The organism is Nocardia sp. NPDC058244 (genome assembly GCF_042882065.1).
Classification (GTDB): domain Bacteria; phylum Actinomycetota; class Actinomycetes; order Mycobacteriales; family Mycobacteriaceae; genus Nocardia.
In genome coordinates this window covers 25,580-50,015 of sequence record NZ_JBHVWX010000015.1, presented here as the reverse complement: position 1 = coordinate 50,015, position 24,436 = coordinate 25,580, and the positions used below count along the sequence as shown (strand labels likewise).

26 protein-coding genes are annotated in these 24,436 nt (G+C 71.8%); 8 read left to right on the top strand and 18 right to left on the bottom strand.

The features are described from left to right. Positions 1 to 6: 6 nt before the first annotated feature. A complete protein-coding gene (locus ACFVW6_RS33315) occupies positions 7 to 1,263 on the top strand; it encodes a cytochrome P450 (RefSeq protein WP_378830286.1) in 1,257 nt (418 codons plus the stop codon). A gap of 51 nt (positions 1,264 to 1,314) precedes the next feature. Here the strand turns inward: ACFVW6_RS33315 and ACFVW6_RS33310 are convergent, their stop codons facing one another. Beyond that, positions 1,315 to 2,196 carry a LysR family transcriptional regulator gene (locus ACFVW6_RS33310; protein ID WP_378830287.1) on the bottom strand — a complete coding sequence of 294 codons (882 nt, stop codon included), beginning with the start codon at positions 2,194 to 2,196 and terminating at the stop codon, positions 1,315 to 1,317. Between the two features lie 79 nt (positions 2,197 to 2,275). On the opposite strand from ACFVW6_RS33310, the gene ACFVW6_RS33305 reads away from it, so the two are divergent. Further along, positions 2,276 to 3,241 (top strand): EamA family transporter, encoded by a 966-nt coding sequence (locus ACFVW6_RS33305; RefSeq protein ID WP_378830288.1) that lies wholly within the window; start codon positions 2,276 to 2,278, stop codon positions 3,239 to 3,241. 79 nt (positions 3,242 to 3,320) lie between these two features. Here the strand turns inward: ACFVW6_RS33305 and ACFVW6_RS33300 are convergent, their stop codons facing one another. The 9 genes from ACFVW6_RS33300 to ACFVW6_RS33260 form a co-directional block, all read right to left on the bottom strand. Beyond that, positions 3,321 to 4,154, bottom strand: a complete 834-nt coding sequence (locus ACFVW6_RS33300; RefSeq protein ID WP_378830520.1) for an alpha/beta fold hydrolase — start codon at positions 4,152 to 4,154, stop codon at positions 3,321 to 3,323. Positions 4,155 to 4,173: 19 nt separating this feature from the next. Then, positions 4,174 to 4,617, bottom strand: a complete 444-nt coding sequence (locus ACFVW6_RS33295) for a PaaI family thioesterase (RefSeq protein ID WP_355275754.1) — start codon at positions 4,615 to 4,617, stop codon at positions 4,174 to 4,176. Then, positions 4,614 to 6,326, bottom strand: coding sequence for a fatty acyl-AMP ligase (locus ACFVW6_RS33290; RefSeq protein ID WP_378830290.1), 1,713 nt, complete (start codon positions 6,324 to 6,326; stop codon positions 4,614 to 4,616). Before ACFVW6_RS33290 ends, ACFVW6_RS33295 begins: the two co-directional genes overlap by 4 nt. Then, on the bottom strand, positions 6,323 to 7,564 hold the full coding sequence (locus tag ACFVW6_RS33285) for a cytochrome P450 (protein ID WP_378830291.1): 1,242 nt from the start codon (positions 7,562 to 7,564) through the stop codon (positions 6,323 to 6,325). Before ACFVW6_RS33285 ends, ACFVW6_RS33290 begins: the two co-directional genes overlap by 4 nt. Then, a complete protein-coding gene (locus ACFVW6_RS33280) occupies positions 7,561 to 8,457 on the bottom strand; it encodes a class I SAM-dependent methyltransferase (RefSeq protein ID WP_378830292.1) in 897 nt (298 codons plus the stop codon). Before ACFVW6_RS33280 ends, ACFVW6_RS33285 begins: the two co-directional genes overlap by 4 nt. Continuing rightward, entirely contained in the window at positions 8,454 to 8,717 is a 264-nt protein-coding gene (locus ACFVW6_RS33275) for an acyl carrier protein (RefSeq protein ID WP_355275747.1), read from the bottom strand. The genes ACFVW6_RS33280 and ACFVW6_RS33275 overlap by 4 nt, the downstream gene beginning before the upstream one ends. 9 nt (positions 8,718 to 8,726) lie before the next feature. Then, positions 8,727 to 9,653 carry an acyl-CoA desaturase gene (locus ACFVW6_RS33270; RefSeq protein ID WP_378830293.1) on the bottom strand — a complete coding sequence of 309 codons (927 nt, stop codon included), beginning with the start codon at positions 9,651 to 9,653 and terminating at the stop codon, positions 8,727 to 8,729. Between the two features lie 84 nt (positions 9,654 to 9,737). Next, positions 9,738 to 10,724: an alcohol dehydrogenase catalytic domain-containing protein gene (locus tag ACFVW6_RS33265; protein ID WP_378830294.1), complete on the bottom strand. Its 987-nt coding sequence runs from the start codon at positions 10,722 to 10,724 to the stop codon at positions 9,738 to 9,740. 79 nt (positions 10,725 to 10,803) lie between these two features. Beyond that, positions 10,804 to 11,211, bottom strand: a complete 408-nt coding sequence (locus ACFVW6_RS33260) for a hypothetical protein (RefSeq protein ID WP_378830295.1) — start codon at positions 11,209 to 11,211, stop codon at positions 10,804 to 10,806. 144 nt (positions 11,212 to 11,355) lie between these two features. Between ACFVW6_RS33260 and ACFVW6_RS33255 the strand changes: the two genes are divergently transcribed. Beyond that, positions 11,356 to 12,576: a DUF418 domain-containing protein gene (locus ACFVW6_RS33255; RefSeq protein ID WP_378830296.1), complete on the top strand. Its 1,221-nt coding sequence runs from the start codon at positions 11,356 to 11,358 to the stop codon at positions 12,574 to 12,576. Here ACFVW6_RS33255 and ACFVW6_RS33250 read toward each other — a convergent pair whose 3' ends face one another. From ACFVW6_RS33250 to ACFVW6_RS33240, 3 genes are all read right to left on the bottom strand, one after another. Beyond that, positions 12,577 to 13,248, bottom strand: a complete 672-nt coding sequence (locus tag ACFVW6_RS33250; protein WP_378830298.1) for a class I SAM-dependent methyltransferase — start codon at positions 13,246 to 13,248, stop codon at positions 12,577 to 12,579. A 73-nt stretch (positions 13,249 to 13,321) separates the two neighbouring features. Then, positions 13,322 to 14,302, bottom strand: a complete 981-nt coding sequence (locus ACFVW6_RS33245; protein ID WP_378830299.1) for a zinc-binding dehydrogenase — start codon at positions 14,300 to 14,302, stop codon at positions 13,322 to 13,324. A 38-nt stretch (positions 14,303 to 14,340) separates the two neighbouring features. Then, the gene (locus ACFVW6_RS33240) at positions 14,341 to 15,348 is read right to left on the bottom strand and encodes a sigma-70 family RNA polymerase sigma factor (protein WP_378830301.1); all 1,008 of its coding nucleotides are present in this window, start codon (positions 15,346 to 15,348) and stop codon (positions 14,341 to 14,343) included. 97 nt (positions 15,349 to 15,445) lie between these two features. Between ACFVW6_RS33240 and ACFVW6_RS33235 the strand changes: the two genes are divergently transcribed. After that, positions 15,446 to 16,018 carry a dihydrofolate reductase family protein gene (locus tag ACFVW6_RS33235; protein ID WP_378830302.1) on the top strand — a complete coding sequence of 191 codons (573 nt, stop codon included), beginning with the start codon at positions 15,446 to 15,448 and terminating at the stop codon, positions 16,016 to 16,018. Here ACFVW6_RS33235 and ACFVW6_RS33230 read toward each other — a convergent pair whose 3' ends face one another. Then, complete coding sequence (locus ACFVW6_RS33230; protein WP_355275730.1) at positions 16,019 to 16,702, bottom strand: TetR family transcriptional regulator; 684 nt, start codon at positions 16,700 to 16,702, stop codon at positions 16,019 to 16,021. A gap of 91 nt (positions 16,703 to 16,793) precedes the next feature. On the opposite strand from ACFVW6_RS33230, the gene ACFVW6_RS33225 reads away from it, so the two are divergent. The 4 genes from ACFVW6_RS33225 to ACFVW6_RS33210 all read left to right on the top strand — a co-directional run bounded on the left by ACFVW6_RS33225 (position 16,794) and on the right by ACFVW6_RS33210 (position 20,417). Continuing rightward, the gene (locus ACFVW6_RS33225) at positions 16,794 to 18,263 is read left to right on the top strand and encodes an MFS transporter (protein WP_357345388.1); all 1,470 of its coding nucleotides are present in this window, start codon (positions 16,794 to 16,796) and stop codon (positions 18,261 to 18,263) included. 83 nt (positions 18,264 to 18,346) lie between these two features. Continuing rightward, a complete protein-coding gene (locus ACFVW6_RS33220) occupies positions 18,347 to 18,997 on the top strand; it encodes an urease accessory protein UreF (protein ID WP_378830304.1) in 651 nt (216 codons plus the stop codon). 36 nt (positions 18,998 to 19,033) lie between these two features. Continuing rightward, entirely contained in the window at positions 19,034 to 19,741 is a 708-nt protein-coding gene (ureG, locus tag ACFVW6_RS33215) for an urease accessory protein UreG (protein ID WP_355275724.1), read from the top strand. Then, on the top strand, positions 19,731 to 20,417 hold the full coding sequence (locus ACFVW6_RS33210) for an urease accessory protein UreD (RefSeq protein WP_378830305.1): 687 nt from the start codon (positions 19,731 to 19,733) through the stop codon (positions 20,415 to 20,417). Before ureG ends, ACFVW6_RS33210 begins: the two co-directional genes overlap by 11 nt. A 53-nt stretch (positions 20,418 to 20,470) precedes the next feature. Here the strand turns inward: ACFVW6_RS33210 and ACFVW6_RS33205 are convergent, their stop codons facing one another. The 4 genes from ACFVW6_RS33205 to ACFVW6_RS33190 form a co-directional block, all read right to left on the bottom strand. After that, positions 20,471 to 21,280 carry a hypothetical protein gene (locus ACFVW6_RS33205; protein ID WP_355275721.1) on the bottom strand — a complete coding sequence of 270 codons (810 nt, stop codon included), beginning with the start codon at positions 21,278 to 21,280 and terminating at the stop codon, positions 20,471 to 20,473. Positions 21,281 to 21,431: 151 nt separating this feature from the next. Next, the gene (locus tag ACFVW6_RS33200; protein WP_378830307.1) at positions 21,432 to 22,862 is read right to left on the bottom strand and encodes an NAD(P)/FAD-dependent oxidoreductase; all 1,431 of its coding nucleotides are present in this window, start codon (positions 22,860 to 22,862) and stop codon (positions 21,432 to 21,434) included. A 205-nt stretch (positions 22,863 to 23,067) separates the two neighbouring features. Beyond that, positions 23,068 to 23,784 (bottom strand): tat pathway signal sequence, encoded by a 717-nt coding sequence (locus tag ACFVW6_RS33195; RefSeq protein WP_378830522.1) that lies wholly within the window; start codon positions 23,782 to 23,784, stop codon positions 23,068 to 23,070. Between the two features lie 263 nt (positions 23,785 to 24,047). Then, on the bottom strand, positions 24,048 to 24,314 hold the full coding sequence (locus ACFVW6_RS33190) for a hypothetical protein (protein WP_355275717.1): 267 nt from the start codon (positions 24,312 to 24,314) through the stop codon (positions 24,048 to 24,050). Positions 24,315 to 24,436 lie beyond the last annotated feature (122 nt).

The window sequence follows — 24,436 nt, the reverse complement described above, 5'->3', positions numbered from 1 at the left end:
CCACCCATGACCTCCACGACTTCCCCGATCGACGCCCAGGCGGTCCAGACCGCGCTGGTCCAGCTGTTCGGGCCGGACGGCCGCGCCGATCCGTACGCCCCCGCCCGTGTCCTCCGCGAGGCGGGCCCCCTCCACCAGACCCCGCTCGGCCACCATGTGCTGACCCGCTACGAGGACTGCGCGGCCGTGCTGTCCACCACCGCGTGGAGCCACGCCGAGGAAGCGGCGATGATGCACCCGACGGTGTCGCCGGAGAACGCCGCCGAGGAACTGCCCACCTCGTTCCTGTGGATGGAGCCGCCGGACCACACCCGCCTGCGCAACCTGGTCACCAAGGGCTTCACCCCGCGCATGGTGACCCGGCTGCGGCCGCGGATCGAGCAGCTGTGCGAGCAGCTCGTCGACGACGCCCTGGCCGCGGGCGAATTCGACCTCGTCGAGAAGATCGCCTACCCGCTGCCGCTGGTCATCGCCTGCGAGCTGATCGGGGTGCCCGAGGAGGCCTACGACCAGGTGCACCGGTGGTCGCAGGATCTGGCGCGCGGCTTCGACCACGACTACACGCTGCCCGAGGAATGCCTGACCGCCCGCAGCGCCGCCTCGCGTGGCTTCATGGGCTACTTCCGCGAGCTGCTCAACGAGCGCCGCGCCGACCCGCGCGCCGATCTGCTCAGCGTGCTGTCGCAGGTCGAGGACCGCGGTGACGTGCTCACCGAGCAGGAGCTGCTGGCCACCTGCATCACCACCTTCGTCGCCGGGCACGAGACCACCGCCAATCTGATCGGCACCGGCATGCTGCGCCTGCTGCGCAACCCCGATCAGATCCAGCTGCTGCGCGACCGGCCCGAACTGCTGCCCGTCGCCCCCGACGAACTGCTGCGCCTCGACCCGTCGGTGCAGATCACCACGCGCGCCGCGACCCGCCCGATCACCGTCGCGGGCCACGAGTTCGAGCAGGGCGAAGGCGTGGTGGTGCTGATCAATTCGGCCAACCACGATCCGGCCGCCTACGCCGACCCCGACCGGGTCGACATGACCCGTTTCTCCGACCCGATGAACCCGGCCAAGAAGCACCTCGGGTTCAGCCTGGGCATCCACTACTGCCTCGGTGCCCCGCTGGCGCTGCTCGAGATGGAGATCCTGCTCGACGTGCTGCTGCGCAAGGTCCGGACGTTCGAATTGCGGTCGGAGAACCCGCCGTTCAAGCCGAACGTCGTCATCCGCGGTCTGGAATCGCTGACGGTCGCGGTCACCCCGGCCTGATCCACCGCCCGGTCACCGCCCCGCCGGTCCGTCCGGCGGGGCGGTGTGCCGTCAGGGCTGTGCCGTCGGGATGTCCAGTGCGGCGAGGAAGGCCGTCGCCGCCGGGCTGCGACCGGTCCGGTTCCACACGACGTACTCGACACGGGACGGCGCGTCGGTGACCTCGACGACGCACACGCCGGTGAGCTGCGGGGCGTGCGCGGCGGGCATCATCGCCACGCACAGATCCGCGCCGACCAGGCGCGCGATGTAGTCCGCGGTGGTCACCTCGAAGGCGACGTCGCGGGTCAGGCCCGCCGCCGCGAAGGCCAGATCCGATTGGCTGCGGCCCGCCGTGCCCGCGGGCAGGTCGACGAACACCTCGGTCGCGAGCCTGCGCAGGTCGACGGCCGGTCCGCCGGCGAGCGGGTGCCCCGGCGCGACCACCGCGACCAGCTTGCCGCGCGCGAGTGCGTGGACCGCGACCCCGCGCGGCCTGCTCGTGGTCGGCAGGCCGAGGAAGGCGATGTCGAGGACACCCTGCTCGACCTGCGCGGCCAGATCCTCGCTGGCGCCGACCCGCAGGCTGATCCGCACGTGCGGGTACGCGGCCCGGAACTCGCCCAGCGCGGCGGGCAGGTCGACCGCGGCGACGGTCGGGATCAGCCCCACCGCGAGCCTGCCCCGCACCTCGCCGACCGCCGCCGCCACCTCGGCCGCCGCCCGCTCGGCGGCGTCGAGACACTGGCGGGCCGCGGGCAGGAAGGCCGCGCCCGCCTGGGTCAGCCGGACCCGGCGGCTGGTCCGTTCGAACAGCTTGGCGCCCACTTCGCGCTCCAGCCGGGCGATCTGGTGGCTCAGCGCCGATTGCACGACCAGGCACCGCTCGGCGGCCCGGGTGAAGCTGTTGGTCTCGGCCACGGCGAGGACGTAGCGCAGTTGCTGGAGCTCCATGCAGCTATCGTGAATCACGATCGGTGCGGTGACAAACATGTATTGGATTCATTGATCGTCGCGCGGTTCGATGGAGTCCGTGAAAGATTCGGTGGCTCAGCGGAATTCCGGCGGCCTCGGGACGGGACGGGTGTCGCGCACCGCGATCACCGCGCTCGCGCCCGCGGCCTGGGGCACGACCTATGTGGTGACCACCGAACTCCTGCCGCCCGGTCACCCGCTGTTCGCCGGGGTGCTGCGGGCCCTGCCCGCCGGGCTGATCGCGCTCGCGCTCACCCGGACGCTGCCCCACGGAGCGTGGTGGGCGAAGGTCGCGGTGCTCGGGGTGCTCCTCATCGGGGTGCCGTTCCCGCTGCTGTTCGTGGCCGCCGAGCACCTGCCCGGCGGCGTCGCGGCGACCCTGGCGGCGGCGCAACCGCTGCTCGTCGCGGTGCTGGCGCTGCCGGTACTGGGGGAGCGACCGTCGGTGCGGCGGCTCGGGTGGGGGGTGCTCGGGGTCGCCGGGGTGGGTTTGGTAGTGCTCGGACCGCAGGCGGCGCTGGACGTCGCCGGGGTCGCGGCCGGATTGGCGAGCGCGGCCGCGATGGCGCTGGGGCTCACGCTGGCCACGCGCTGGGGCAGGCCACCCGGCGTCGGCCCCACCGCCTTCGCCGGGTGGCAGCTCACGGCGGGCGGACTGATCCTGCTCCCGGTGACCGCCCTCGTCGAGGGCGCCCCACCCGCGATCGACGGGCCCGCGGCCCTCGGCTACCTGTGGCTCGGCCTGTGCGGCGGACTGCTCGCCTACGTCGTGTGGTTCCGTGGCCTGGGCACCCTGCCGGTCACCTCGGTCGCGGTCCTGCTGCTGCTCTCGCCATTGGTCGCGGCCGTCCTCGGGGCCGTCCTGCTCGGCCAGTGGCTGGGCCCGATCCAGCTCGTCGGCTTCGGTCTCGCGCTGGCCGCCATCGTGGCGGGCCAGCTTCCCGACAAGCCGATCCCGGCCGGGAAACCTCCTTCGCCCGTGAATAGTTCGTCGCCGGTGTGCGGGTCGGTGACGGGCGGATGAGCCGAACCGCTGCCTCGGCCGCAGCACCGGCGTGGTCCTCGCCGGGGTCGCATCGTGGTGTGGCGGCTCGTGATTGTTGTCAGGGCACGGCCGGGGCGTCGACGTCGGCGAGGAACCGGCGGAGGTGATCGGTCACCAGATCCGGTTGTTCGAGGGAGCTGGAGTGGCCGCAGGCGGGGAGCACGTGGTGGTGGGCGTGCGGGATCAGGGCGGCGATGCGGTCGGAGCGGGCGGGTGGGGTGGCGGTGTCGTCGGCACCGACGAGCACCAAGGTAGGGGTGGTGATCGACGGGAGTTCGGGGGCGATCGCGGGGCGGGCGGTGACGCCGTGGACGGCCGCGCGGAGGGCGACGCGCTGGGTGGCGGCCAGGCGGCGCGACCACTCGCGGACGGTGGCCTGGCCGGTGAGGGAGGCGAGGAAGGTGGGGCCGAACAGATGCGGGGCGACGCGGCCGAGGACGGGGCGGTGACCGAACCGGCGCAGGGCCCAGGCCAGGCGGTGGTATTCGGCGATCCTCGCGGGATCTTCGGCGTCGGCGCTGGTGTCGAGCAGGGTGAGCGAGCGCAGGAGATCGGGGTGGCGGGCGGCGAGGCGGAGGCCGACGAACCCGCCCATGGACAGGCCGACCCAGTGCACCGGGCCGGTGTCGAGGGCGCCGAGCAGGCCGACGGCGTCGGCGGTGAGGGTGTCCATGTCGTAGCCGCCGGCGGTGGGCGGCGTGCTGCCCTGGCCGCGCCAGTCGAGGGTGACGCAGCGGTAGTCGCGTTGCAGGGCTTCCAGCTGGGCGCGGAACATCCAGCCGCCGAACAGCAATCCGTGGCCGAAGACGACCGTGGGCGCGCCGGGCCTGCCTGCCGGGGTACCGGTGTCGGTGTAGGCGAGGGACACACCGTCGACGTCGACCAGGGGCATCGGGATCACGGCCTCTCGGTCATGGTGTGGCGACGCGCACGTTGCGCATCGTGACCAGCGCTGTCGCGCACAGGGTTTCGCCGGTGTCCTCGACGGAGAACACCTCGGCCGCGGCGATCGTGAGCAGCGCCCCGGGCTTGATCACCCGGCCGCGCGCGATCACCGTCGCGCCCTTGGCCGGGGCGAGGATCTTCACCGTGTAGTCGACGGTCATATTGATCCAGCCGACCGGCAGCAGCGTGCCCGCCGCCGACCCCGCCGCGAAATCGGCGAGCGAGCCGAGCACGCCACCCTGGAAGTAGCCGTCGTGCTGGGTGAGTTCGCGACGGTGCGGCTGCACGATCTCCACTTCGCCGGGTTCGATCCGCCCGAAATGGAAACCCAGGTGGGCGGCGGCGGGCATGGACAGCACCGCGGCGGGGACCAGCTGGGCGAAATCGGGGTTCGGGGCCTGGGTCGTCATCGGGTCGGGCTCCTCTGCTCGGGGGTGTGCGGCCACGCCTCGAATCCCGCTGCCGCGTACCGCGCACGGGCCGCCGTGCGCATGATCTTGCCACTGCTCGTCTTGGCCAGCTGGTCCGGCAGCGTCAGCACCAGATCGCCGACGGCGAGTTCGTGCTCCCGGATCACCGCAGCGCGGATCGCCCCGATGACCTCGGCGGGATCGGCGTCGAGCCGGTCGCGGCGCAGCTCCTGCACGACCACCAGCCGCTCGCCCGCGGCACCGGGGTAGGCGAAGGCCGCCGATCCGCCGTGCCGCAGCGCGGGATGCGCGGACTGCACGGTGTCCTCGATGTCGTGCGGATAGTGGTTGCGGCCCCGGATGATCACCATGTCCTTGGTCCGGCCGACGACGTACAGTTCGCCGTCCACCATCAGCCCGACATCGCCGGTGCGCAGCCAGCCGGTGCGCGGATCGTCGGCGGCGCGCGCCCGCAACAGCTCCTCGGTCGCCTCGGGCCGCTGCCAATAGCCCTGCGCCACATGGTCACCGGCCACCCAGATCTCCCCGGTCCGGCCGGCCGGGCACGGCCGCAGCGTGGTGGTGTCGACGATGCGGACGCGTTCCCCGGGCAGGACCCGGCCGGAACTGACCAGCGTGCGGGCCTTGCCCGGCCGGGCGGGCTGGTAGCGGCCCGCGCCGAGCGCCTCGGTGTCCACGGTCAGCGTGCGCGGGCCACGGCCCTTGTCGCTGCCGCTGACCAGCAGGGTCGCCTCGGCCAGGCCGTAGCACGGGTAGAGCGAGGTGGCCCGGAAGCCGTGCGGGGCGAAGGTCTCGGCGAAGCGGGCCAGCGTGGTCGGCCGGATCGGTTCGGCGCCGTTGAACGCGACCTGCCAGCTGGTGAGATCGAGCTCGGGCAGCGGCTCGGCCGCCGCCCGGGCGACGCAGGCGTCGAAGGCGAAGTTCGGGCCGCCGCTGGAATGCGCGCGGTACTCGCTGATCGCCGTCAGCCACAGCAGTGGCCTGCGGACGAAGGCGGCAGGCGACATCAGCACGCTGGTCGCGCCGACCCAGAGCGGTTGCAGCACATTGCCGATCAGCCCCTGGTCGTGGAACAGCGGCGCCCAGCCGACCACCGTCGATCCGCTGTCGTGCCCGAAGGCGTGCTTGATCATCTCCTGGTTGGCGGCCAGATTGCGGTGCGAGACCATGACGCCCTTGGGCGCCGAGGTGGAACCGGAGGTGTACTGCAGGAACGCCACCGCGCCGGGCTCGATCGGCTCGGCGGGGAACTCGGCGCGCGCCATGGTGTCGACGGTCAGCCAGGACGCCTGCGGCAGCAGCGGGGTCAGCGCGGTGCGCAGCGGCTCGAGCGCTCCGGTGACGGTGAGGACGGCGGCGGGCGCGCAGTCCCGCACGATGGAGCCGGTCGCGTGCTGGACGTGCGCGCGGCGCGGCGGATGCACCGGGACCGCGATCACCCGCGCGTACAGGCAGCCGAAATAGGCGGCGAGGAAGTCGAGTCCGGGTGGGAAGACCAGCAGCGCCCGCTCGCCCGGCGCGCACACCGCGCGCAGCCGCGCGGCGACCGTCATGGCCCTGGCGTGCAACTCGGCATAGGTGAGGTGGTCGGCCTCGGCACCGGTGTCGTCGAGGAAGCGGTAGGCGACGCGGTCCGGGGTGGCGTGCGCGCGCTCGCGCAGGACCTCGGGCAGCAGGGGCGTGCTCATCCGCGCGCTCCGAACGACACGGGCAGGCTGTCGAGTCCGCGGAGCAGGAAACTGTGTTCCTGCCAGGCGAAGTCGCCCTCCGGTGCGGACAGGCGCGGGTGCCTGCGCAGCAGCGCGTCCAGGGCGATCCTGGTCTGGAGCTCGGCGAGTGCGCCACCGAGGCAGCCGTGCATGCCGTGCCCGAAGGCCAGGTGATCGCCGGGTGCGCGGGTGATGTCGAATTCGTCGGGGCGCGGGAAGATCTCGGGGTCCCTGTTCGCCGCGCCCAGGCACACCAGGACGTGGTCGCCGGCGCGGATCGTCTCCCCGCCGATCGCCACGTCCCGGGTCGCCAGCCGCTTGGTCAGCTGCAACGGCGCGTCGTAGCGCAGCGCCTCCGCGACCGCTGCGCCCAACCGGTCGGGCGACCGGCGCACCATCGCGGCCTGGTCGGGGTGGCGCAGCAGGGCCAGGGTGGCGGTGCCGATGAGCGACTTGGTGGTCTCGGTGCCCGCGACGAAACACATGATGCAGACGAAGATCAGCTCCTCGTCGGTCAGATGGTCACCGTTGGCGGTGCGCGCCGCGAGCAAGCGGCTGATCAGGTCGTCACCGGGCGCCGCGCGACGTTCGGCGAGCACCTCGGCCAGCGCGTCGGCGAACAACTCGACGACCGTGCGCACCCGGGTCAGGTCCTCGGCTTTCATCAGGCCGGGCTCGAGCAGGAAGCGGATGTCGTGCGTCCAGCCACCGACCCAGGCGTGCAGGGCGGGCGGCAGCGCCATCCACTCGCACAGCACCGCGACCGGGAGCGGTCCGGCCAGCCCGGCGATCACGTCGGCCTCGCCCGCGGCGACCGCGGGGCGCAGCAGCCGGTCGGCGATCCCGGCCACCAGGGGTTCCAGGGTCGCGATGGTGCGCGCGGTGAACACCTTGTTCACCAGGCCGCGCAGGCGCGCGTGCTCGGGATTGTCGGTGAACACCAGCGAGGTCCGGCCGAGCCGTTCGATCCGCTCGACCTCCGGCTGACCGAGCCTGCGGGCCTGCTCGGTCACCAGCCGGGGGATCAGGCCCGCGCTGAAGGACTTGTCGTGCAGGACGGTGCGCGCGTCTGCGTGACGGGTCAGCACCCACATGCCGAGCGTCTTGTGTACCGGCCGCGCTTCCCGCAGCGCCCGGTACACCGGGTACGGATCGCGCCGGAACTCGGCGCTGAACGGGTTGAACCGGATCGCCGGACGGGCCGCGGACAGCGTCATCCTCGGCTCCGGCGCTGGAAGAAGGTGTCGGGGTACGGGCGGGCGACGATGCGCAGCAGGCCCAGCTTGCCCATCCGGAAGCCCAGCGCCGACAGCTTCAGATACCGCTCGTACCGGGCGGCGGTCTCCGCGCCGACCAGCGCGACGGCCTCGGCCCGGTGCTCGCGCAGGCGCCGTGCCCACTGCTCACAGGTCCAGGCGTAGTCGAGCCGATCGTCGGTGAGGGCGGCGATCTCGAAGATCCCGTCGGCAGCCGCGGTGATCTCGGCGAGGGTCGGCAGGTCGGCGTCGGGGAAGATCTCCTGCTGCATGAACGTGCTGGCCTGCTCGCGGCGCATGTTGCCGTAGGCGATCGTCTGCAGCGACAGGGTGCCGTCGGCGGTGAGCCAGTCCCGGCAGCGGGTGAAGAACTCCCGGTACACCGCGATCTTCGCGGCGGGGGTGTCGTCGGGGCGCGCGAAGTGCTCGAACGCGCCGATCGAGATGATGCCGTCGAAGGTCGACTCCGGCCGGTAGTGCACCCAGCTCTCGGTGCGCACCTCGACACCGGGCAGGGCCAGCGACCGGACGTGCTCGGCCTGTTCGTCGCTGAGCGTCAGGCCGACCAGCCGCGGAACACCGTGGGCGCGGCTGCCGCGCGCGAGGACCGCGCCCCAGCCGCAGCCGATGTCGAGCACCGACTCCGCCTGGTCGGCGCCGACCGCGCTCAGGTGGTGGCGGAGTTTGCGGTCCTGCGCGGATTCGAGGGTGTCGCCGGGGGATTCGGGCATCGCGCAGGAGTAGCTGAGCGACTCGTCGAGCCACAGGCGGTAGAAGGCGTTGCCGATGTCGTAGTGGTGCCGGATGGCCGCGGCCGCCGCGTCGGCGCGCGCGGCGTCGGCCACCTCGGTCACGGGCGGCCCGCGTTCGCGGTCAGCTGCTCGTGCAGGTGGCCGGCGACCGCGTCCAGGGTCGGGTTCTCGTAGAGGTCGTCGGGCGACAGGTCGACGCCGAACTTCTCCTCCACCTCGATGAGCAGGGCGACCGCCAGCGCGGAATCGACACCGAGCCGGTCGAAGTCGGCGAGCGGGTCGATGGTGGCGGCCGGGACCTCGAGCAGCTGCGCGAGATACTCCTGGCACCACGTGACGATGGCTTCTCTACTGGTGTCCACGACGGCTCCTCATGCGCGTTTGGCGGCCAGGCGGTCGGCCGTCGGGATCTTCAGATCCCAGGCCAGACCGAAGGTTTCGAGCGTCCAGATCAGCCAGTAGCCGGGATCGAGCCGGTACCAGTGCAATCCGAACGAGGGTGACTCGGGGAAGGCGTGATGATTGTTGTGCCAGGACTCGCCGAGGGTGATCAGCGCGAACACCCCGCCGTTGCGGCTGTTCTCCCTGGACCGGTACGGCCGGGTGCCGACCATGTGCAGGAACGAGTTGATCGCCCAGACGATGTGCTCGAGCAGGAAGATCCGCACGAAACCACCCCACAGCAGACCGCTGACGGCACCGGTCCAGCTCAGCGTGAGCAGGCCACCCAGCACGGTCGGGAGCAGCAAGCCCAGCCCCACCCACCAGTAGTAGAGCCGGGCCACCCGCACCAGCGACCGGTCCTTGATCAGGTCGGGCGCGTAGTGGACGATGTTCGGGTACTCGTGGCGGCGCATCCACAGGAAGTGCGAGTGCGCCAGCCCGCGCAGCGCGCCACGCAGGCCGTCACCGGAGAGGTTGGGGGAGTGCGGATCTCCCTCGCGGTCGCTGTACTCGTGGTGGCGCCGGTGCAGCGCGACCCACGACACCACCGGACCCTGACCGGCCATCGATCCGAACACCGCCAGCACGGCCGCGACCGCGGGCGTGGTGCGGAAGGTGCGGTGGGTGAACAGGCGGTGATAGCCGACGGTGATGCCGAGTCCGGTCAGCAGCCACATCCCGAACAGCAGCGCGAGCTCCATGCCGCCGAACGGGCGCACGACCAGGAAGCCCAGCGCGGCAACGGTGCCCACGATCGGCGCGACATCGAAGAGCAGGAAGTGCCTGCGCTGCAAGCGGTGGATGTAGGGGTTGCTGATCGTCTTCTTCCGCGGCGAGGTGTCTTCTCGCGTCATAGTCGGACCGTAACAACGGGCGAAGCCCACGGGCCGGTGGCGCCGTGGGCTTCGATCGTGGGATCGGACTTGCGGATAGCGGGGTCAGCGGGCGCCCGCGCGCAGCACCACCTTGCCGTTGCGGCCGGGGGTCTCGGACTCGACCGCCGCCTCGCCCGCCCGGTCGAGCGGGAACTCGGCCTGGACGTCCAGCCGCAGGGTGCCCGCGGCGGCCAAGCCGACGAGTTCGGTGATCAGGCGCACGTAGTCGGCGCGATCGATCTCGCTACCGCGCTGCTGGCCCCAGAAGCCTTTCACCACGGCCTGTTTGAAGATGACCGCGCCGGTGTCGATGATCAGCGGCTGACCCGACAGCGCGCCGAAGGAGATCAGCTCACCCCGCGGCGCCAGCAGCGACATCAGCGCGCCCGCGGCCGGTCCGCTGACCTGGTCCACCGCCCGCACGATCGGTTCGCCGTTGGTGACCTCGGCCGCGCGGGCCGCCCAGCCCTCGGTCTCGGTGTCGATCACCGGGCCGTAGCCGAACTGCTCCAGCGCCCGCACCGAGTCCGGTCCGCGCACCAGGCTGAGCACCCGCACGCCGCGCTGCTGGGCGAACAGGTTGAGCAGGCGGCCGACCGCGCCGTTGGCGGCGTTGACGGTGATCCACTGGCCGGGTTGCACGCGCAGATCGTCGAGCAGCATCAGCGCGCTCAGCGGCATGGCCAGCAGCTGGCAGGCGGTCTCGTCGGGGACCTCGGGCGGGATCGGGACGACCTGGTCGGCCCGGACGACGACGAAATCGGCCCAGGCGGCGCGAGCGCCCGCGACGGCGACCCGCGCGCCCACCGCCACCCCACCCGCGCCGGGACCCACCGCGTCGACGACGCCGACCGCCTCGGTGCCGGGGATCGCGGGCAGCGGCGGCCGGTAGCCGTAGACACCGCGGATGATGGCCAGGTCGTGGTTGTGGATCGGGGACAGCGTCATCGCGATCCGCGCCTCGCCCGGTCCCGGCTCCGGTGGCGGTACCTCCTGCGCGGTGAGCACGTCCTTCGGGTCGCCGAACCGGTCGATCACAACTGCCTGCATGTCCGCCTCCGTGGTGGTTGCGAGTCCCTGCACGAGCCTGGTCGTGTCCCATTGTGGCACCGCGGTCGCGGCGAGCCGCTCAGGCCAGGGGCGTCTCGTGGACGGTCAGCCAGCGCGGCTGCCCGGTCGGGTCGCCGGTGGTCAGGACCGCCGTGACCCGGCGGGCGGTCGCGGTGTCGCCGAGCAGATGGCGTTCGAGGAAGCGGATCACCACCGTGTGGCCGTCGTCGAGCAGGCATTCGAGCTCGGTGATCGCGATCCGCAGGCCGGGCTGCGCGTCGCGGGCCCCGCGCAGGCCGGTGAGCAGGTCGTCCCTGGCGAGCACCGCGCCCGTGGTGGTGACCATCGTGAAATCCGGGTGCTGGGCGGCCGCGAAACGGTCGAAGACCTCGACCGGGGCGGCGCTGCCCAGCCAGCGGGCGAGGTCGGCGTGCAGGGCTTCGACGGCGGCCGCCAGTTCGGGGCCGGCCGGGGTGGGGTGCGACACGCCCGCAGTCTAGGTGGGCCGTGTGACAGGTCCGGTGCGGGAAGTCAATACGCCGCAGGGCGGATCGGGTGCGGCGCCGGTCGCGTGCGGAAATAGCCCGCTCGGTGGACGAAGCCGACCCGCCCGGACGCCTACGCTCACCCCATGGCTGAGGCACTCGGAACGCGTTCGCCCGCAGTATCTTCCGGTCGACGGATCGCCGAGGTCGACATCCTGCGCGGGTTCGCCCTGTTCGGCATCCTGATCACCAACCTGATCGTGGCGACCACGCTGTGGTCGGCGACCGGACCCCGCGACAAGCCCGTGTCGCTGTTCGACGGCACCGCCGACCAGCTGGTGCGCGCCACCGTCGACGCGCTGTTCACCGGCCGGTTCTATCTGCTGTTCGCGTTCCTGTTCGGGTACTCGTTCACCCTGCAGATCGCGGCCGCCGAACGCGCGGGCGCCGCGCCGGCCCGGCGATTGCTGCGCCGGTGCGCCGCGCTCATGGCGATCGGGCTCGTGCACGTGTACCTGCTGTGGATCGGCGACATCCTCACCCTGTACGCGTTCCTGTGCCTGCATCTGATCCTGCTGCGGAAACTGCGGCCGCGGACCGCCGTCATCACCGGGGTGGTGCTCTACACGGTGTGGTCGGTGTGGAGCTTCCTGCCCGGCGAGACGAGCATTCTCGCCCTCGGCGAGTTCTTCGACCTGCCGAAACTCGCCGCCGACTACACCGGCAGCTTCGCGGACACCTTCGCGGCGCAGACCGCGCTCGCGCCGGTGTTCCTGCTGCTGATCTGGTTCGCCCAGGGCGTCCCGAGCCTGGCCATGTTCCTGCTCGGGATGGCGGCGGGCAAGCGGAACCTGTTCGAGGACCCGGACACGCTGCGCCGCTGGTCGGGCCGCGCGCTGGTGATCGGGTTCGGCCTCGGCCTGCCGATCTCGGCGCTGACCTTCGCCGACGTCATGGGCTGGTGGAACGCCCCCGCCCTGATCCACGGCCTGCAATACCTCGTCGGCCCCGCCATGACGTTCGCCTACGTCGCCGTCGTGGTGCGGCTCGCCCAGTCGGCCCGCACCGGTCGCTTCGCCGGTTTCCTGGCTCCGGCGGGCCGGATGGCGGCGTCGAACTACATCGGCCAGTCGATCGTGCTCATGGTCGTCTACACCGGCTACGGCTTCGCCCTCGCCGACGACATCCCGCCGCTGGGCGTCGTCGGCCTCGGCCTGCTCACCTTCGCCGCCCAGCTGGTACTGAGCGCGTGGTGGCTGCGGGGGCACCCCTACGGACCGGTCGAATGGGTGCTGCGCGCGGCGACCTACCTGACGATCCCGGCGTGGCGCCGGCCCGCCGAAACGCCTGCGGCGCAGGTCGGGTGATCACGGGGTGTCGGCGGCCGGGCGATGGAATTCGGCGCGCCAGCGGTGGCGGCCGGGGGTGTCGGGGCGGGGGAGGCGTTCGACGCGGATCGGGGTGAGGTCGGAGGTCGCTATCGCGTTCATGTCGGCGGGGGTCAGGGGCCAGGGTGGGCCGGGGGCCGGGGCGGTGGCGATGTCGGCGATGACCAGCAGGGTGGCGCCGGGGGCGAGGAAGCCGCGGATGGCGGCGATCGAGGCTTCCCGGACGGCGGGGGGCAGGGATTGGATGGTGATCGACTCGATCACCAGGTCGAAGGCGGCGAGCCAGGCGGCGGGCGGGTGCAGCAGGTCGGCGACCTTGTAGGTGACCGGGGACTGCGGGAAGCGGGTGCGGGCGCCGCGGATGGCGGTGGGGGAGATGTCGAACGCGGTGGTCCGGATACCCTGGGCGGCAACGAATTCGGCGTCGACGCCGTAGCCGCAGCCGATGACGAGGGCCCGGCCGCCCAGCGGCGTCGAGGTGGTGGTGACCCAGTCGACCAGCAGTGGATTGGGTTCGTCGCGGTCCCACGGAACGACCGAGGTCCCCGCCGCGGCCTCGGCGTAGAGCGGTTCGAACCAGCCGGTCGGATCGTCGGCCGCCAGCGCCTGGGCGGCGAGACGACGGTCGGCGGACGGCTGCGCGTCGGTCATGGTTCCAGTCTCCACCACCGCGCGCGAGACCGCCGCACGACATTCGGCGAGCCCCGGGAAAGGATTCGGTGAATCAGGGAATCAGCACGACTTTTCCTGTCGTCGACCGGTTTTCGAGGGATTCGTGCGCTCTGGCGGCCGCCGCGAGGGGGAACTCGGTGATCGCGGGCCGGAACAGCCCGTCGGCCGCGGCGGTCAGCGCCCGCTGCGACAGCGGCAGCAGGTCACCGCCCGCGCGTTCCAGCATCGCCGGACCGAGCACCGATCGGGAGGTGATCCCCCGGGCGGCCAGTGCGTCCGGATCCACTGCGGTCGGCGCGCCGCTGGACCAGCCGAAGATCAGGTGCCTGCCGCCGGGGCCGAGCAGTTCGACGGCGGCGGTACCGATGTCACCACCGACGCCGTCGAACACGTCGGTGGCGGTCCGGCCGCCCAGCTGGGATCTGACCTTCGCCTGCCAGTCCGCGGCCGTGTAGTCGACCGCGATATCGGCGCCGTTCGCCGCGACGTCACGCACCTTGTCCGGGCCGCCCGCCAGGCCGATCACGGTCGCGCCCGCCGCCGCGGCGTACTGCACGAGCAGGGTGCCGATGCCACCCGCCGCGGCGGGGATCACCGCCACGCTCTCGGCGTCCAGCTCGGTGAACAACAGGATGCCCAGCGTCGTGCGGCCGGTCCCGAGCATCGCGACCGCCGTGCTGGGATCGACGCCGTCGGGAATGGTCAGCAGGCGGTCGGCGTCGGCCGTCGCGAACTCCGCGTAACCGCCGGGCGCGGCGCCCAGATGGGCGACCACGGACGTGCCGAGCAGACCCGGGTCGACACCGGCACCGACCCGGTCGACGGTGCCCGCGACCTCGCGACCCGGCACCGTCGGCAGCGCCGGGACCGGGAACGGACCGGGTTCACCGCGGCGCAGTGCGGTGTCGACCAGGTGGACCCCGCTCGCCGCCACCGCGATGCGCACCTGACCGGGCGCCGGCTCCGGATCGGGGACGGACTCGTAGCGGAGGTTGGTGGCCGGACCGAATTCGTGCAATCGGATTGCGTGCATGCCACCACTGTTCAACCTGAACAGCGCTCGAGGTCAAGTCAGTGTTCCGGCACGGTGCGCGGCAGGCCGAACCAGGGCAGGACGGTGTTCTCGAAGCGGGTCAGGGCGCTGATCCGGTCACCGGCGATGCCGAGGACGTACAGGCCGGTGGCCTGACTGCGGCCCGACGGCGACCGCAGATAGGCGCCGAAGGCGGGCTGGCCGTTCGCCCGGGTCGGGACCAGGTCGTAGCGGCGGCCCGCGCCGAACAGCGCGCCGAGGAACTCCCCGGCCGCCTCGGCACCCTCGTACTCGAGCGGCAGCGGCGGCATCGACAGGAACACGTCGTCGGTGAGCAGCGCGACCACTGCGTCGATATCGGCGGCCTCGTAGGCGCGGACGAACCGCGCGACAACCGCGTTCTCGGCCGGCGAGCCCGTGACCGGGGTGCCCGGTCGGCGCGGCACGCCCGCACGCGCCCGTTTGAGCGCGCTCTTGACCGACTCGACCGTGGTGCCGAGCAGATCGGCGACCTCCCGCGCCGGGAAACCGAGCACATCGCGCAGCACCAGCACGGCCAGCTGACGCGGCGGCAGGACCTGCAGCGCGGTCACGAACGCCAGCGACATCGACTCGGCCTGCTCGACGCGGACCTCGGGGCCGGGCGGCGGCGCGGCGTCGCAGAGAGCGTCCGGGAACGGCTCGAGCCAGACGACCTCGCCGCGCCGGGTCGGTGCAGGCGGCCGGACACCGGGAATGTCCCACTCCTTCGCCCCGCGCCGGGCGGCCGTACGGAGCACGCTCAGGCAGCGGTTGGTGGCGATCCGGTAGAGCCAGGTGCGCAGCGAGGCGCGACCGTCGAAGCCGCCGAGTCCGCGCCAGGCCGCGAGCAGGATGTCCTGGAGGGCGTCCTCGGCGTCCTGGTACGAGCCGAGCATGCGATAGCAGTGCACGAGCAGTTCGCGGCGGTGCGGTTCGGTCAGCGCGCGGAACGCCGCGCCGTCGCCCGCTCGCGCCTGCGAGAGCAGATCTGCCTGCACCGGTCCCGCCTCTCGTGTGGTGGTCATCCTGTACCGACGTCGGCGCCCGCCGGAAAGGGGCGCGCCCCTTTCCGCGCTCTCGTGGCGTCTGCCTCAGTGGTAGCCGACAACACAGGAGAACGTCATGGGACACATCGTGGTCAGCGAGAATCTCTCCCTCGACGGCGTCGTGCGGGACCCCACCGGCGAGGAGGGCTTCGCGCGCGGCGGCTGGTTCGAGCGGATGGACGACGCGACCAGAAGAGCATGGGTGGAGATCGAAGACGCGGAGGCGCGGAGCGCGTCCGCGCTGCTGCTCGGGCGGCGCAGCTACGAGTGGTTCGCGCGGCGCTGGGCGAGCAGGCCCGGCGACTGGGCGGACCGGCTGCGCGCGTTGCCGAAATACGTCGTCGGGTCGACCGTCGACGACCTCGGCTGGGGTGTCGTGACCCGATTGCACGGCGATCCGGTCCGCGCGGTGGCGCGGCTGCGGGAGACCGTCGACGGGGACATCGTGGTGTACGCGAGCCGCCTGCTCGTGCACACGCTGATCGACCACGACCTCGTCGACGAGCTGCGCCTCACGACCTTTCCGTGCGTACTCGGCGCGGGTGAGCGACTGTTCGGCGCGACCGGCGCGCCGAAAACCCTGCGCTTGGCCGACGTCCGGACCGTCGGCGCGGAGCTGACGATCGGGACGTATCGGTTCGCGCGGTAGTCAGCTGTCCGCGGCGGCGCGGCGGTCGACGCGGGCGGCGAAACCGTCGCAGAGGGCGTCGAGGCCGAGGAACAGCAGGTCCTCGGAGGTCAGGTCGCTCACGCCGGCGCCGTTCAGTTCGGCGAGCGCGGGGGGCACGGGGAACGACGGGGTGCCGTCGAGGAGGTCGCGTAGGCCGTTCGCGTCGTCGGTGGCGGTGCGCTTCTCCGCCAGCAGCGCGCCGCCGACCACCGGCAGGCTCGCGCCGGAGATGTAGTTCCAGACGGTGAACGCCATGGTGGTGGCCTCGCGGGCCGAGACGTCGAGCGCGCGCAGGCCCTCGACCAGCCAGGCGAGGCTGGTCAGGCCCTGCGGGCCGAAGCTGTAGCGGGGGACCGCGAAGGTCAGCAGGACCCAGGGATGCTGCTGGTAGAGCTGCCAATCGATCTCGGCGGCGATGCGCACCCGGTCGCGCCAGGTCCAGCCCCGGCCGGTCGGGTCCGGGTAGGGGTGGCGGGCCGCGATCTCGTCGGTCATGGCCGCGATCAGTTCGTCCTTGTTCGCCACGTGGCGATACAGCGACATGGTGCCGACATCGAGCCGATCGGCGATGCGGCGCATCGACACCGCGTCGAGTCCGTCGGCGTCGGCGAGGGTGATCGCGGCGTCGACGATCGCGGTGCGTGTGAGCTTCGCGTCAGTCATCCCATGACTCGCTTTCCGTTTTCCTTTTCGGTGCGTACACTGTACCCGTTCCCCGCGTACGGTGTACGCAAACCCCTGGAAGGATGTCGGAATGACGAAGCTGGACCCGGCGGTGCCCACCGCGGTCGCCGGTGGACGCCGCGCATGGCTCGGCTTGGGCGTGCTGCTGCTGCCGGTGCTGCTGGTGTCGATGGACATCTCGGTGCTGTTCCTCGCCATGCCGACACTCACCGCCGACCTGGATCCCAGTGCCTCCCAGCAACTCTGGATCCTCGACATCTACGGGTTCATGCTGGCCGGTCTGCTCATCACGATGGGCAACCTCGGCGACCGGATCGGCCGCCGCAACATCCTGCTCGTCGGCGCCACCATCTTCGGTCTCGCCTCGGTGCTCGCCGCGTTCGCGCCCAGCGCCCCCGTCCTCATCGCCGCGCGCGTGCTGATGGGCATCGGCGGCGCGACCCTGCTGCCGTCGAGCCTCGCGCTGATCTCCAGCCTGTTCCCCGACGCCAGGCAGCGCGCGACCGCGATCGGCATCTGGACCGCGTTCTTCGCCGGCGGCTCGGCCGTCGGTCCGATCATCGGCGGGCTGCTGCTGCACCACTTCTGGTGGGGCTCGGTCTTCCTGATCAACATCCCGGTGCTGGCGATCCTGCTGGTGTTCGGGCCGATGCTGCTGCCCGAACACCGCTCGACCGCGCTCGGTCCGCTCGATCTGCCCAGCGTGGTGCTCTCGATCGGTGGCATCCTGCCGGTCGTCTACGGGATCAAGCACCTCGCCGCCGAGGGCTTCGATCTCGCGTCGCTGGGGATCGCGGCGATCGGCGTGCTGGTCCTGGTGGCCTTCGTCCGCAGGCAGCGCAGGCTGAGCGAGCCGCTGCTCGACCTGAGCCTGTTCACCCGGCCGCTGTTCCGGGTCGCGATCGGCGCGAGCCTGGTCGGCATGATGTCGCTGGCCGCGATGAGCTACCTGACCAGCATCTACCTGCAATCGGTCACCGGGCGGGACCCGCTGCAGGCGGCGCTGCTCGGTATTCCGATGGCGATCGCGGTCTTCGTGTTCTCGATGAGCGGTGCCCGGGTCGGGCGCGCGCTCGGTGTCCGGGCGACCTTCACCCTGGCGCTGGCGATGTCGGCGGTCGGCAACCTGATGCTGCTCGGCGTGGGTGTCGACGGTGGACTGCCCTGGTACGTGCTCGGTTCGGTGATCGCCGGTATCGGCTACGGCATCTCGTTCACGCTGGTCTCGGATGTGGCGGTCTCGGCCGTGCCCGCCGAGCGGGCGGGGTCGGCGGTCGGCATCTCCGAGACCAGCTTCGAGCTCGGCAACGCGCTCGGCCTGGCCCTGCTCGGTTCGGTCGCGGCCCTGGTCTTCCGGTCGGGGGGCGACTTCGGTGACACCCTCGGCGAGACCATCGCCCAGGCGCACGGTGACGCGGGCCTGATCGACGCGGCGCGCGAATCCTTCGTCAGCGGCATGCATGTAGCGACCGCGGGTGGTGCGCTGCTGCTGATCGCGATGGCGGCGCTGGCCTGGCGTTCGGCGCGCGCCGCCCGCTGACCGACGACCGGTCGCCGGGGTGACCGGCGACACTGGTCGCCCTCACCGGGCGGATGTCCAGGTCTGTTGCATAGGATCGGCGGATGCGAAACGAGGGTGCGGCGGGCCTGGCGACATTGCTCGCCCTGGCCGACTCGTGCCTGCCGATCGGCGGGCACGTGCACTCCGGCGGCGTCGAGGAGGCGGTGTCGTCAGGGCTGTTGCGCGACAACGCGAGTGTCGAGCTGTACCTGCGCAGGCGGATCGCCACCTCCGGGCTCGTCGCCGCCTCGCTCGCGGCCGCCGTCTGCGGGGCGACGCTGACTCCCGAACGTGCCGAGCTGGAGGCCGACGCCAGGACGCCGTCGCCCGCCGCGCGGGCGGCCTCGCGGGCGCAGGGGCGTGGCCTGTTGCGGCTGGCCAAACAGCTGTGGCCGGAACAGGACTGGGCCAGGGCCGGGGTGCGGCCGCATCTGTCGACGGTGTTCGGGATGGTCGGCGCCGCCTGCGGCGCGAGCCCCGAACAGCTCGCCGGCGTCGTCGTCTACACCACGCTCACCGGCGCGGCCACCGCCGCGCAGCGCCTGCTCGCCCTCGATCCCGCCGCCATCGCCGCGGGCACCATGCGGTTGGCCCCGCTCTGCGACCGGATCGCCGCCGAGGCGGCCACCGGCCCGGCCGCGCTGTCCGACCCGCTCCAGGACGCGCTGGCCGAACGTCACCTGGATCGCGATATGCCGCTGTTCGCTTCGTAGCCGCCCGACATCCCCGTCCACCGAGAAGGAGTTCCCATGCCGCCCCATCTGATCGACGGCGAACCGCACGATCACAGCCACGACCGCCCCAAGCGGCACCGCGCGCCGGGCGAGGCGGTGCGGATCGGCATCGGCGGCCCCGTCGGCTCCGGCAAGACCGCGCTGGTCGCGGCGCTGTGCAGGCAGCTGCGGGACGAACTGTCCCTCGCGGTGCTGACCAACGACATCTACACCACCGAGGACGCCGACTTCCTGCGCCGCCACGCGGTGCTGCCCGACGAGCGGATCACCGCCGTGCAGACCGGCGGCTGCCCGCACACCGCCATCCGCGACGACATCACCGCCAACCTCGACGCCATCGACGACCTGGTCGCGGCCAATCCGCCGCTGGACCTGATCCTGGTGGAATCCGGCGGCGACAACCTCACCGCGACGTTCTCCTCCGGCCTGATCGACGCGCAGATCTTCGTCGTCGACGTGGCGGGAGGCGACAAGGTGCCGCGCAAGGGCGGCCCCGGCGTCACCTTCTCCGACCTGCTGGTGGTGAACAAGACCGACCTGGCTCCGCTGGTCGGCGCCGATCTGGGCGTGATGGAACGCGACGCCGCCAAGGTGCGCGAGGGTCGCCCCACCGCCCTGGTGTCGCTGACCGACGATCCGGCCGCCACGCCGGTGCTGGCGTGGGTGCGCGAGCAGCTGCGCGCGGCCGCCGAACAGGACACGGCCACCGGCGTTGCGCACTGAGCTGAGCATCGTCGCCGCCCCGGGCAGGCTGCCCCGCATCGACGCGGTCGGCGGGCTGGCCGGGCGGTACACCGGCGCGGACACCGTGCACCTGATCGGCACCGCCGCGACCCCGCTCGGTGGCGACGAGCTCGATATCCGCATCGTCGTGCTGCCGGGCGCGCGGTTGATCGTCCGGTCGGTGGCGGCGACGATCGCGCTGCCGAGCGCGCGTACGCCGATGTCGGTGGGGCACTGGAGCTTCGAGGTCGGCGCCGGCGCGGAACTGGACTTCGATCCGGAACCGACGATCGTCGCCGGTGGCGCCCGCCATCACACGACGACGACCGTGCGGGTGGCCGCCGACGCGCGGCTGCGGCTGCGCGAGCGGGTGCAGCTGGGACGCAGCGGCGAGGACGACGGCGAGTGGCGCGGTGATCTGATCGCCGATCTCGACGACCTCCCGCTGATCCGGCATCGCCTCGCGCTCGGCGCGGGCACGGCCACCGACGACCGGTTGAGCGCGGCGCGCGCGCTCGACAGCGAACTGCGCTACCCGGACGACCGGCCCGCCTGGTCCGGCGGTCTCGACGCCGTCCGGTTGCCGCTGGCCGCGGGGGGATCGCTGGCGACCCGGACCGGTGCCCGCCTGCGCGCGGGCAGTCCGGTCGGCGCGGCGGACCCGGTCTCGGTCTAGAACGACGAGGGGAGCCGGGGCGAACCCAGGCTCCCCTCGCACACAAGCGACGATCAGGCGCTGACCAGCACCGCGTCGTCGGCGATCGCTTCCGGCGCGGCCGCGCGCGGCGGCGCGAGGAAACCGCCCGCCGCGCCCACCGCCGCGCCGACACCGGCGCCGACGACCGTGAACGGCACCGACACCGCCATGTAGGCGGCCATCCCGCCGAGGATCGGACCGGCGACCAGACCGATCGGGACGAACGGGATACCGGCGACGAGCCCGGCCACCGCACCGCCCGTGCTCGCCATCATGGCGAACGGGGTGGCCACCATCGACCCGACCGCCGCGCCACGGGCGGCGGAGCCCAGGGTCTCCGAGGCGATCCGGTCCGAGCGGCTGCGCTCGAGGCCGACCGAGTCGAGGAAGGTCGCGAGGTTGGCCTCGGTGTTGGCCGCCGCGTCGTTGATCTGGATCGACGTGTCGACCGGGACGAAGTCCGGCACCGGGACCAGCTGGTCACCGAAGCGGAACTGTCCCGGCGGCGGCAGGATCGGCGGCACCGGCGCGACCGCGGTGGGCGCGTGCAGCGTGCCCACCGGGGACAGATAGTCGGTCTCCGGGCCCGACCGCGACCACGCCAGCGAACTGCGCGTGTTCTCCGGCATCTGCTGGCCCACGTACGGGGTGGCGTTGGGCGCCACCGCGTCGAACTCCGGCCCGGCCGGATGTTCGGTCTGGGTCACCGCCGTCTGCGCGGGATCGGCGTTCGCGGTGCCCGTGCCGATCAGGGCCATGACCAGGGGGACCGCTCCAGCCGCGACGACCGAACCCACCTTCTGTCGCTGCGGGCTCGGCGCCCTGTGTTTCCCCGTCGCCATAGATCACCTTTCGTCCGGGGGATTGGTCACACATATGACGTCCGGCATTCGGACCCGGCTCGGCGACGGATGGGTCCGAAACGATGGCAACCCGGAATACGCCGAAGGCCGGGCGGTGCGGACACCACCCGGCCTTCGGAAACGTACGGACCTAGCCGACTTCGCGCTGCTCGCGCACCTGTGCGGGCTTGCTGTTGCCGACCGGCGGCGCGCCCAGCGCGGCCGCGAGCTCGTTGGCGTCGGCCCGGTCGGACTTGACCTCCTCGATCGCCAACCGGGCGAAGACCCACTGCTCGGTCGCGGCCATCTGGCCGCGGTTGCGGCCGAGGAAGGAGACGAACCAGCCGATCACCGTGACGATCCGGCTGCGGTAGCCGACCAGGTAGTACAGGTGCAGCGCCAGCCAGGCCAGCCAAGCGAGGAAGCCGCTGAACTCGATCTTGCCGATCTGGCAGACGGCGTCGAAACGCGAGATCGTCGCCATCGAGCCCTTGTTGAAGTACTTGAACGGCGCGCGCTCCTCGGCGGCCTGCCCCTTGAGCCCGGCCTTGATCGCCTTGGCGGCGTAGGTGGAGCCCTGGATCGCGCCCTGGGCCTGACCGGGCACGCCGGGCACCGACATGAGGTCGCCGACCACGAAGATGTTCGGGTGGCCCTTGACCGTGAGGTCCGGCTCCACGATGACGCGTCCGGCCCGGTCGACCTCGGTGCCCTCGGAGCGCTCGGCGATCATCTTGCCCAGCGGGCTGGCCTGCACACCGGCCGACCACACCTTGCAGGCGGATTCGATCCGGCGGGTGCTGCCGTCGGCGTCCTTGACGACGACGCCGTGCGCGTCGACATCGGTCACCATGGCGTTGAGCTGGATCTCCACGCCCATCTTCTCGAGCCGCTTGGCCGCCTTGGCGCCCAGCTTGGGACCCATCGGGCCGAGCACCGCGCCCGCGCCCTCGAGTAGGATGACGCGCGCGTCGCGCGGGTCGATGGTGCGGAAGGTGCCGTCGAGGGTGCGGTCGGCGAGCTCGGCGATCTGGCCCGCCAGCTCCACGCCGGTCGGGCCCGCGCCGACGACGATGAAGGTGAGCAGCCGGTCGCGCTCCTCCTGCGTGGTCGCGAGCTCGGCCTGCTCGAAGGCGCCCAGGATGCGGGCGCGCAGCTCGAGGGCGTCGTCGATGGTCTTCATGCCGGGTGCGAAGGTGGCGAAGTGGTCGTTGCCGAAGTACGACTGCTGCGCGCCGGTGGCGACGATGAGGCTGTCGAAGGGGGTGACGGTGTCGCGGTTGAGTAGTCGCGAGGTGACCGTGTTGTTGACCAGGTCGATGTCGTGGACGTCGCCGAGCAGCACCTGCGCGTTCTTCTGCTTGCGCAGCACCAGCCGGGTGGCGGGCGCGATCTCGCCGGTCGAGAGGATGCCGGTGGCCACCTGGTACAGCAGCGGCTGGAACAGGTGGGTGGAGGTCTTGGAGATCAGGGTGATGTCGACATCGGCCTTGCGCAGGTGCCTGGTGCCGAACAAGCCGCCGAATCCGGAACCGATCACCACCACACGGTGCCGCTGGTTCCCGACAGACTGAGTGCTCATCGTCCTGCTCCTCGACAGACTGGGGTGGGCCCCGCAATGGTGGTGACAGGGTTAACCGTAGTCGGCTCCGGAGGCAGCGTCGCCACGAGATCCCGGTTCCGATCTTGCTGTGGTGCGTTCGCTCACCGGGAGCCGCGTGCCGCGGTGAGCGACACCGTGGCACGCGGACCGGTCGGACAAGATCGAGAATACGGGACCGGGAAGGTCAGCGACCGGCAAGCAGGAGTTCGGCGACCTTGGTGTCGGTCTCCGAGCCCTCGGTGTATCCGCCGTCGCTGCCGAGGGCGTTCATGATGGCCAGGGTGTAGCGCTCACCGTTGCCCGCGACGCCGACCGAGTTGACCACCCAGCCGTCGGCCTCGGCCGACCAGCCGTTCTTCAGGCCGGGCCGCATCCGCGCGCCCGCGCCCCACACGCCCCAGTGCTGGTTGGAGTCGACCGAGCGCATCCGGTCCAGCAGGTAGGCGAGGTCGTCGGGGTGCATGGTGTCGAGGATGGTGTTCATCAGCCGGTCCAGGTCGGCGGCGGTGCACTTCTGGAACGACCAGTCGGGGAACATCGCCGACGCGGTCGGCTGCGGGATCAGGCTGACCATGCCGTAGGCGCGGAACGCGTTGTTGTAGGCCATCCGGTCGAAGCCGATGTACTTGTTCCACAGCACGTCGGCGGCGTGATCGTTGGAGGTGGCCAGCATGGACTCCATGTTGGTCCGGTCCTCGGGGGACAGACCGATGGCACCGACCCTGGCCCGGTTGAGCAGGTCGGCGGCGATGGCCAGCTTGATCGTCGAGGCGGTCCACACCTGGTTCTCGGCGTGCTCGTTGGCGTAGATGCCGCCGGTCTGGCGGTCGCGCAGCACGTACCCGGTGACGCCGGGACGCCCGGCTAGATAGGCGTTCACCCGCGCGATCCGCGAACTCATATCGCTGTCGAAGCCGGGCTGCGACACCTGCGTGAGCGCAGGCGGCGCGGCATGGGCCGACGGGGCCAGCACGGGGACGCCCGGAGTGAGGACGGCCGCGGCGGCGAGGAGACAGGCGGTTGCTGCGACCCGGGGAACGACGCGGGTGGCGGGGGAACGGTCACGCACGAGGGATCACATTCGCACACCTGACGCCGTTGTGCACTACTTGAGGTGCGCACCCGAGTGTGTTACAGCGCCGTTGCGCCGCTTCGGTTTTCCGCTCAGTGATGCGCGGCGTGCGGGGTCGCGATGGTGCAGCCGTTGAGCCGATGGCAGTGCTCGAACGCTTCGCCGTGCTGATTCAGCGGCCAGGTGTGCAGCACCTGGTCCGGCCCGTAGCGCCGGGAATTGATCAGCTCCCAGCGGTCGCCCGCACGACGGACGATGAAACCACCACCGGGAACCAGGGGAATCACCTGCGCGATCATGAACCGGACCAGCCTTTCGCCTGCGGCCGAACTGTCCCACCCGAAGGTCGACGATCCCACGGCGGGTAACCAGGATGGCGCAGGCGCGGCCGGGAACGCGTTGCGGTGTGGCCTATTTCACTTGCCCTGCGCGGTGGTGACGGCGGGGCCGCACGATTGCGGGTCGGTCGCTGGGCGTATAA

Coding starts and splice junctions, on each gene's coding strand:
- ACFVW6_RS33205 (WP_355275721.1), bottom strand. CDS start 21,280: ATGGCGACGGGGAAACACAGGGCGCCGAGCCCGCAGCGACAGAAGGTG.
- ACFVW6_RS33295 (WP_355275754.1), bottom strand. CDS start 4,617: ATGACGACCCAGGCCCCGAACCCCGATTTCGCCCAGCTGGTCCCCGCC.
- ACFVW6_RS33235 (WP_378830302.1), top strand. CDS start 15,446: ATGGGACACATCGTGGTCAGCGAGAATCTCTCCCTCGACGGCGTCGTG.
- ACFVW6_RS33270 (WP_378830293.1), bottom strand. CDS start 9,653: ATGACGCGAGAAGACACCTCGCCGCGGAAGAAGACGATCAGCAACCCC.
- ACFVW6_RS33290 (WP_378830290.1), bottom strand. CDS start 6,326: ATGAGCACGCCCCTGCTGCCCGAGGTCCTGCGCGAGCGCGCGCACGCC.
- ACFVW6_RS33250 (WP_378830298.1), bottom strand. CDS start 13,248: ATGACCGACGCGCAGCCGTCCGCCGACCGTCGTCTCGCCGCCCAGGCG.
- ACFVW6_RS33240 (WP_378830301.1), bottom strand. CDS start 15,348: ATGACCACCACACGAGAGGCGGGACCGGTGCAGGCAGATCTGCTCTCG.
- ACFVW6_RS33220 (WP_378830304.1), top strand. CDS start 18,347: ATGCGAAACGAGGGTGCGGCGGGCCTGGCGACATTGCTCGCCCTGGCC.
- ACFVW6_RS33255 (WP_378830296.1), top strand. CDS start 11,356: ATGGCTGAGGCACTCGGAACGCGTTCGCCCGCAGTATCTTCCGGTCGA.
- ACFVW6_RS33310 (WP_378830287.1), bottom strand. CDS start 2,196: ATGGAGCTCCAGCAACTGCGCTACGTCCTCGCCGTGGCCGAGACCAAC.
- ACFVW6_RS33245 (WP_378830299.1), bottom strand. CDS start 14,302: ATGCACGCAATCCGATTGCACGAATTCGGTCCGGCCACCAACCTCCGC.
- ACFVW6_RS33265 (WP_378830294.1), bottom strand. CDS start 10,724: ATGCAGGCAGTTGTGATCGACCGGTTCGGCGACCCGAAGGACGTGCTC.
- ACFVW6_RS33300 (WP_378830520.1), bottom strand. CDS start 4,154: ATGCCCCTGGTCGACGTCGACGGTGTGTCCCTCGCCTACACCGACACC.
- ACFVW6_RS33195 (WP_378830522.1), bottom strand. CDS start 23,784: ATGAGTTCGCGGATCGCGCGGGTGAACGCCTATCTAGCCGGGCGTCCC.
- ACFVW6_RS33230 (WP_355275730.1), bottom strand. CDS start 16,702: ATGACTGACGCGAAGCTCACACGCACCGCGATCGTCGACGCCGCGATC.
- ACFVW6_RS33285 (WP_378830291.1), bottom strand. CDS start 7,564: ATGACGCTGTCCGCGGCCCGTCCGGCGATCCGGTTCAACCCGTTCAGC.
- ACFVW6_RS33200 (WP_378830307.1), bottom strand. CDS start 22,862: ATGAGCACTCAGTCTGTCGGGAACCAGCGGCACCGTGTGGTGGTGATC.
- ACFVW6_RS33225 (WP_357345388.1), top strand. CDS start 16,794: ATGACGAAGCTGGACCCGGCGGTGCCCACCGCGGTCGCCGGTGGACGC.
- ureG (WP_355275724.1), top strand. CDS start 19,034: ATGCCGCCCCATCTGATCGACGGCGAACCGCACGATCACAGCCACGAC.
- ACFVW6_RS33315 (WP_378830286.1), top strand. CDS start 7: ATGACCTCCACGACTTCCCCGATCGACGCCCAGGCGGTCCAGACCGCG.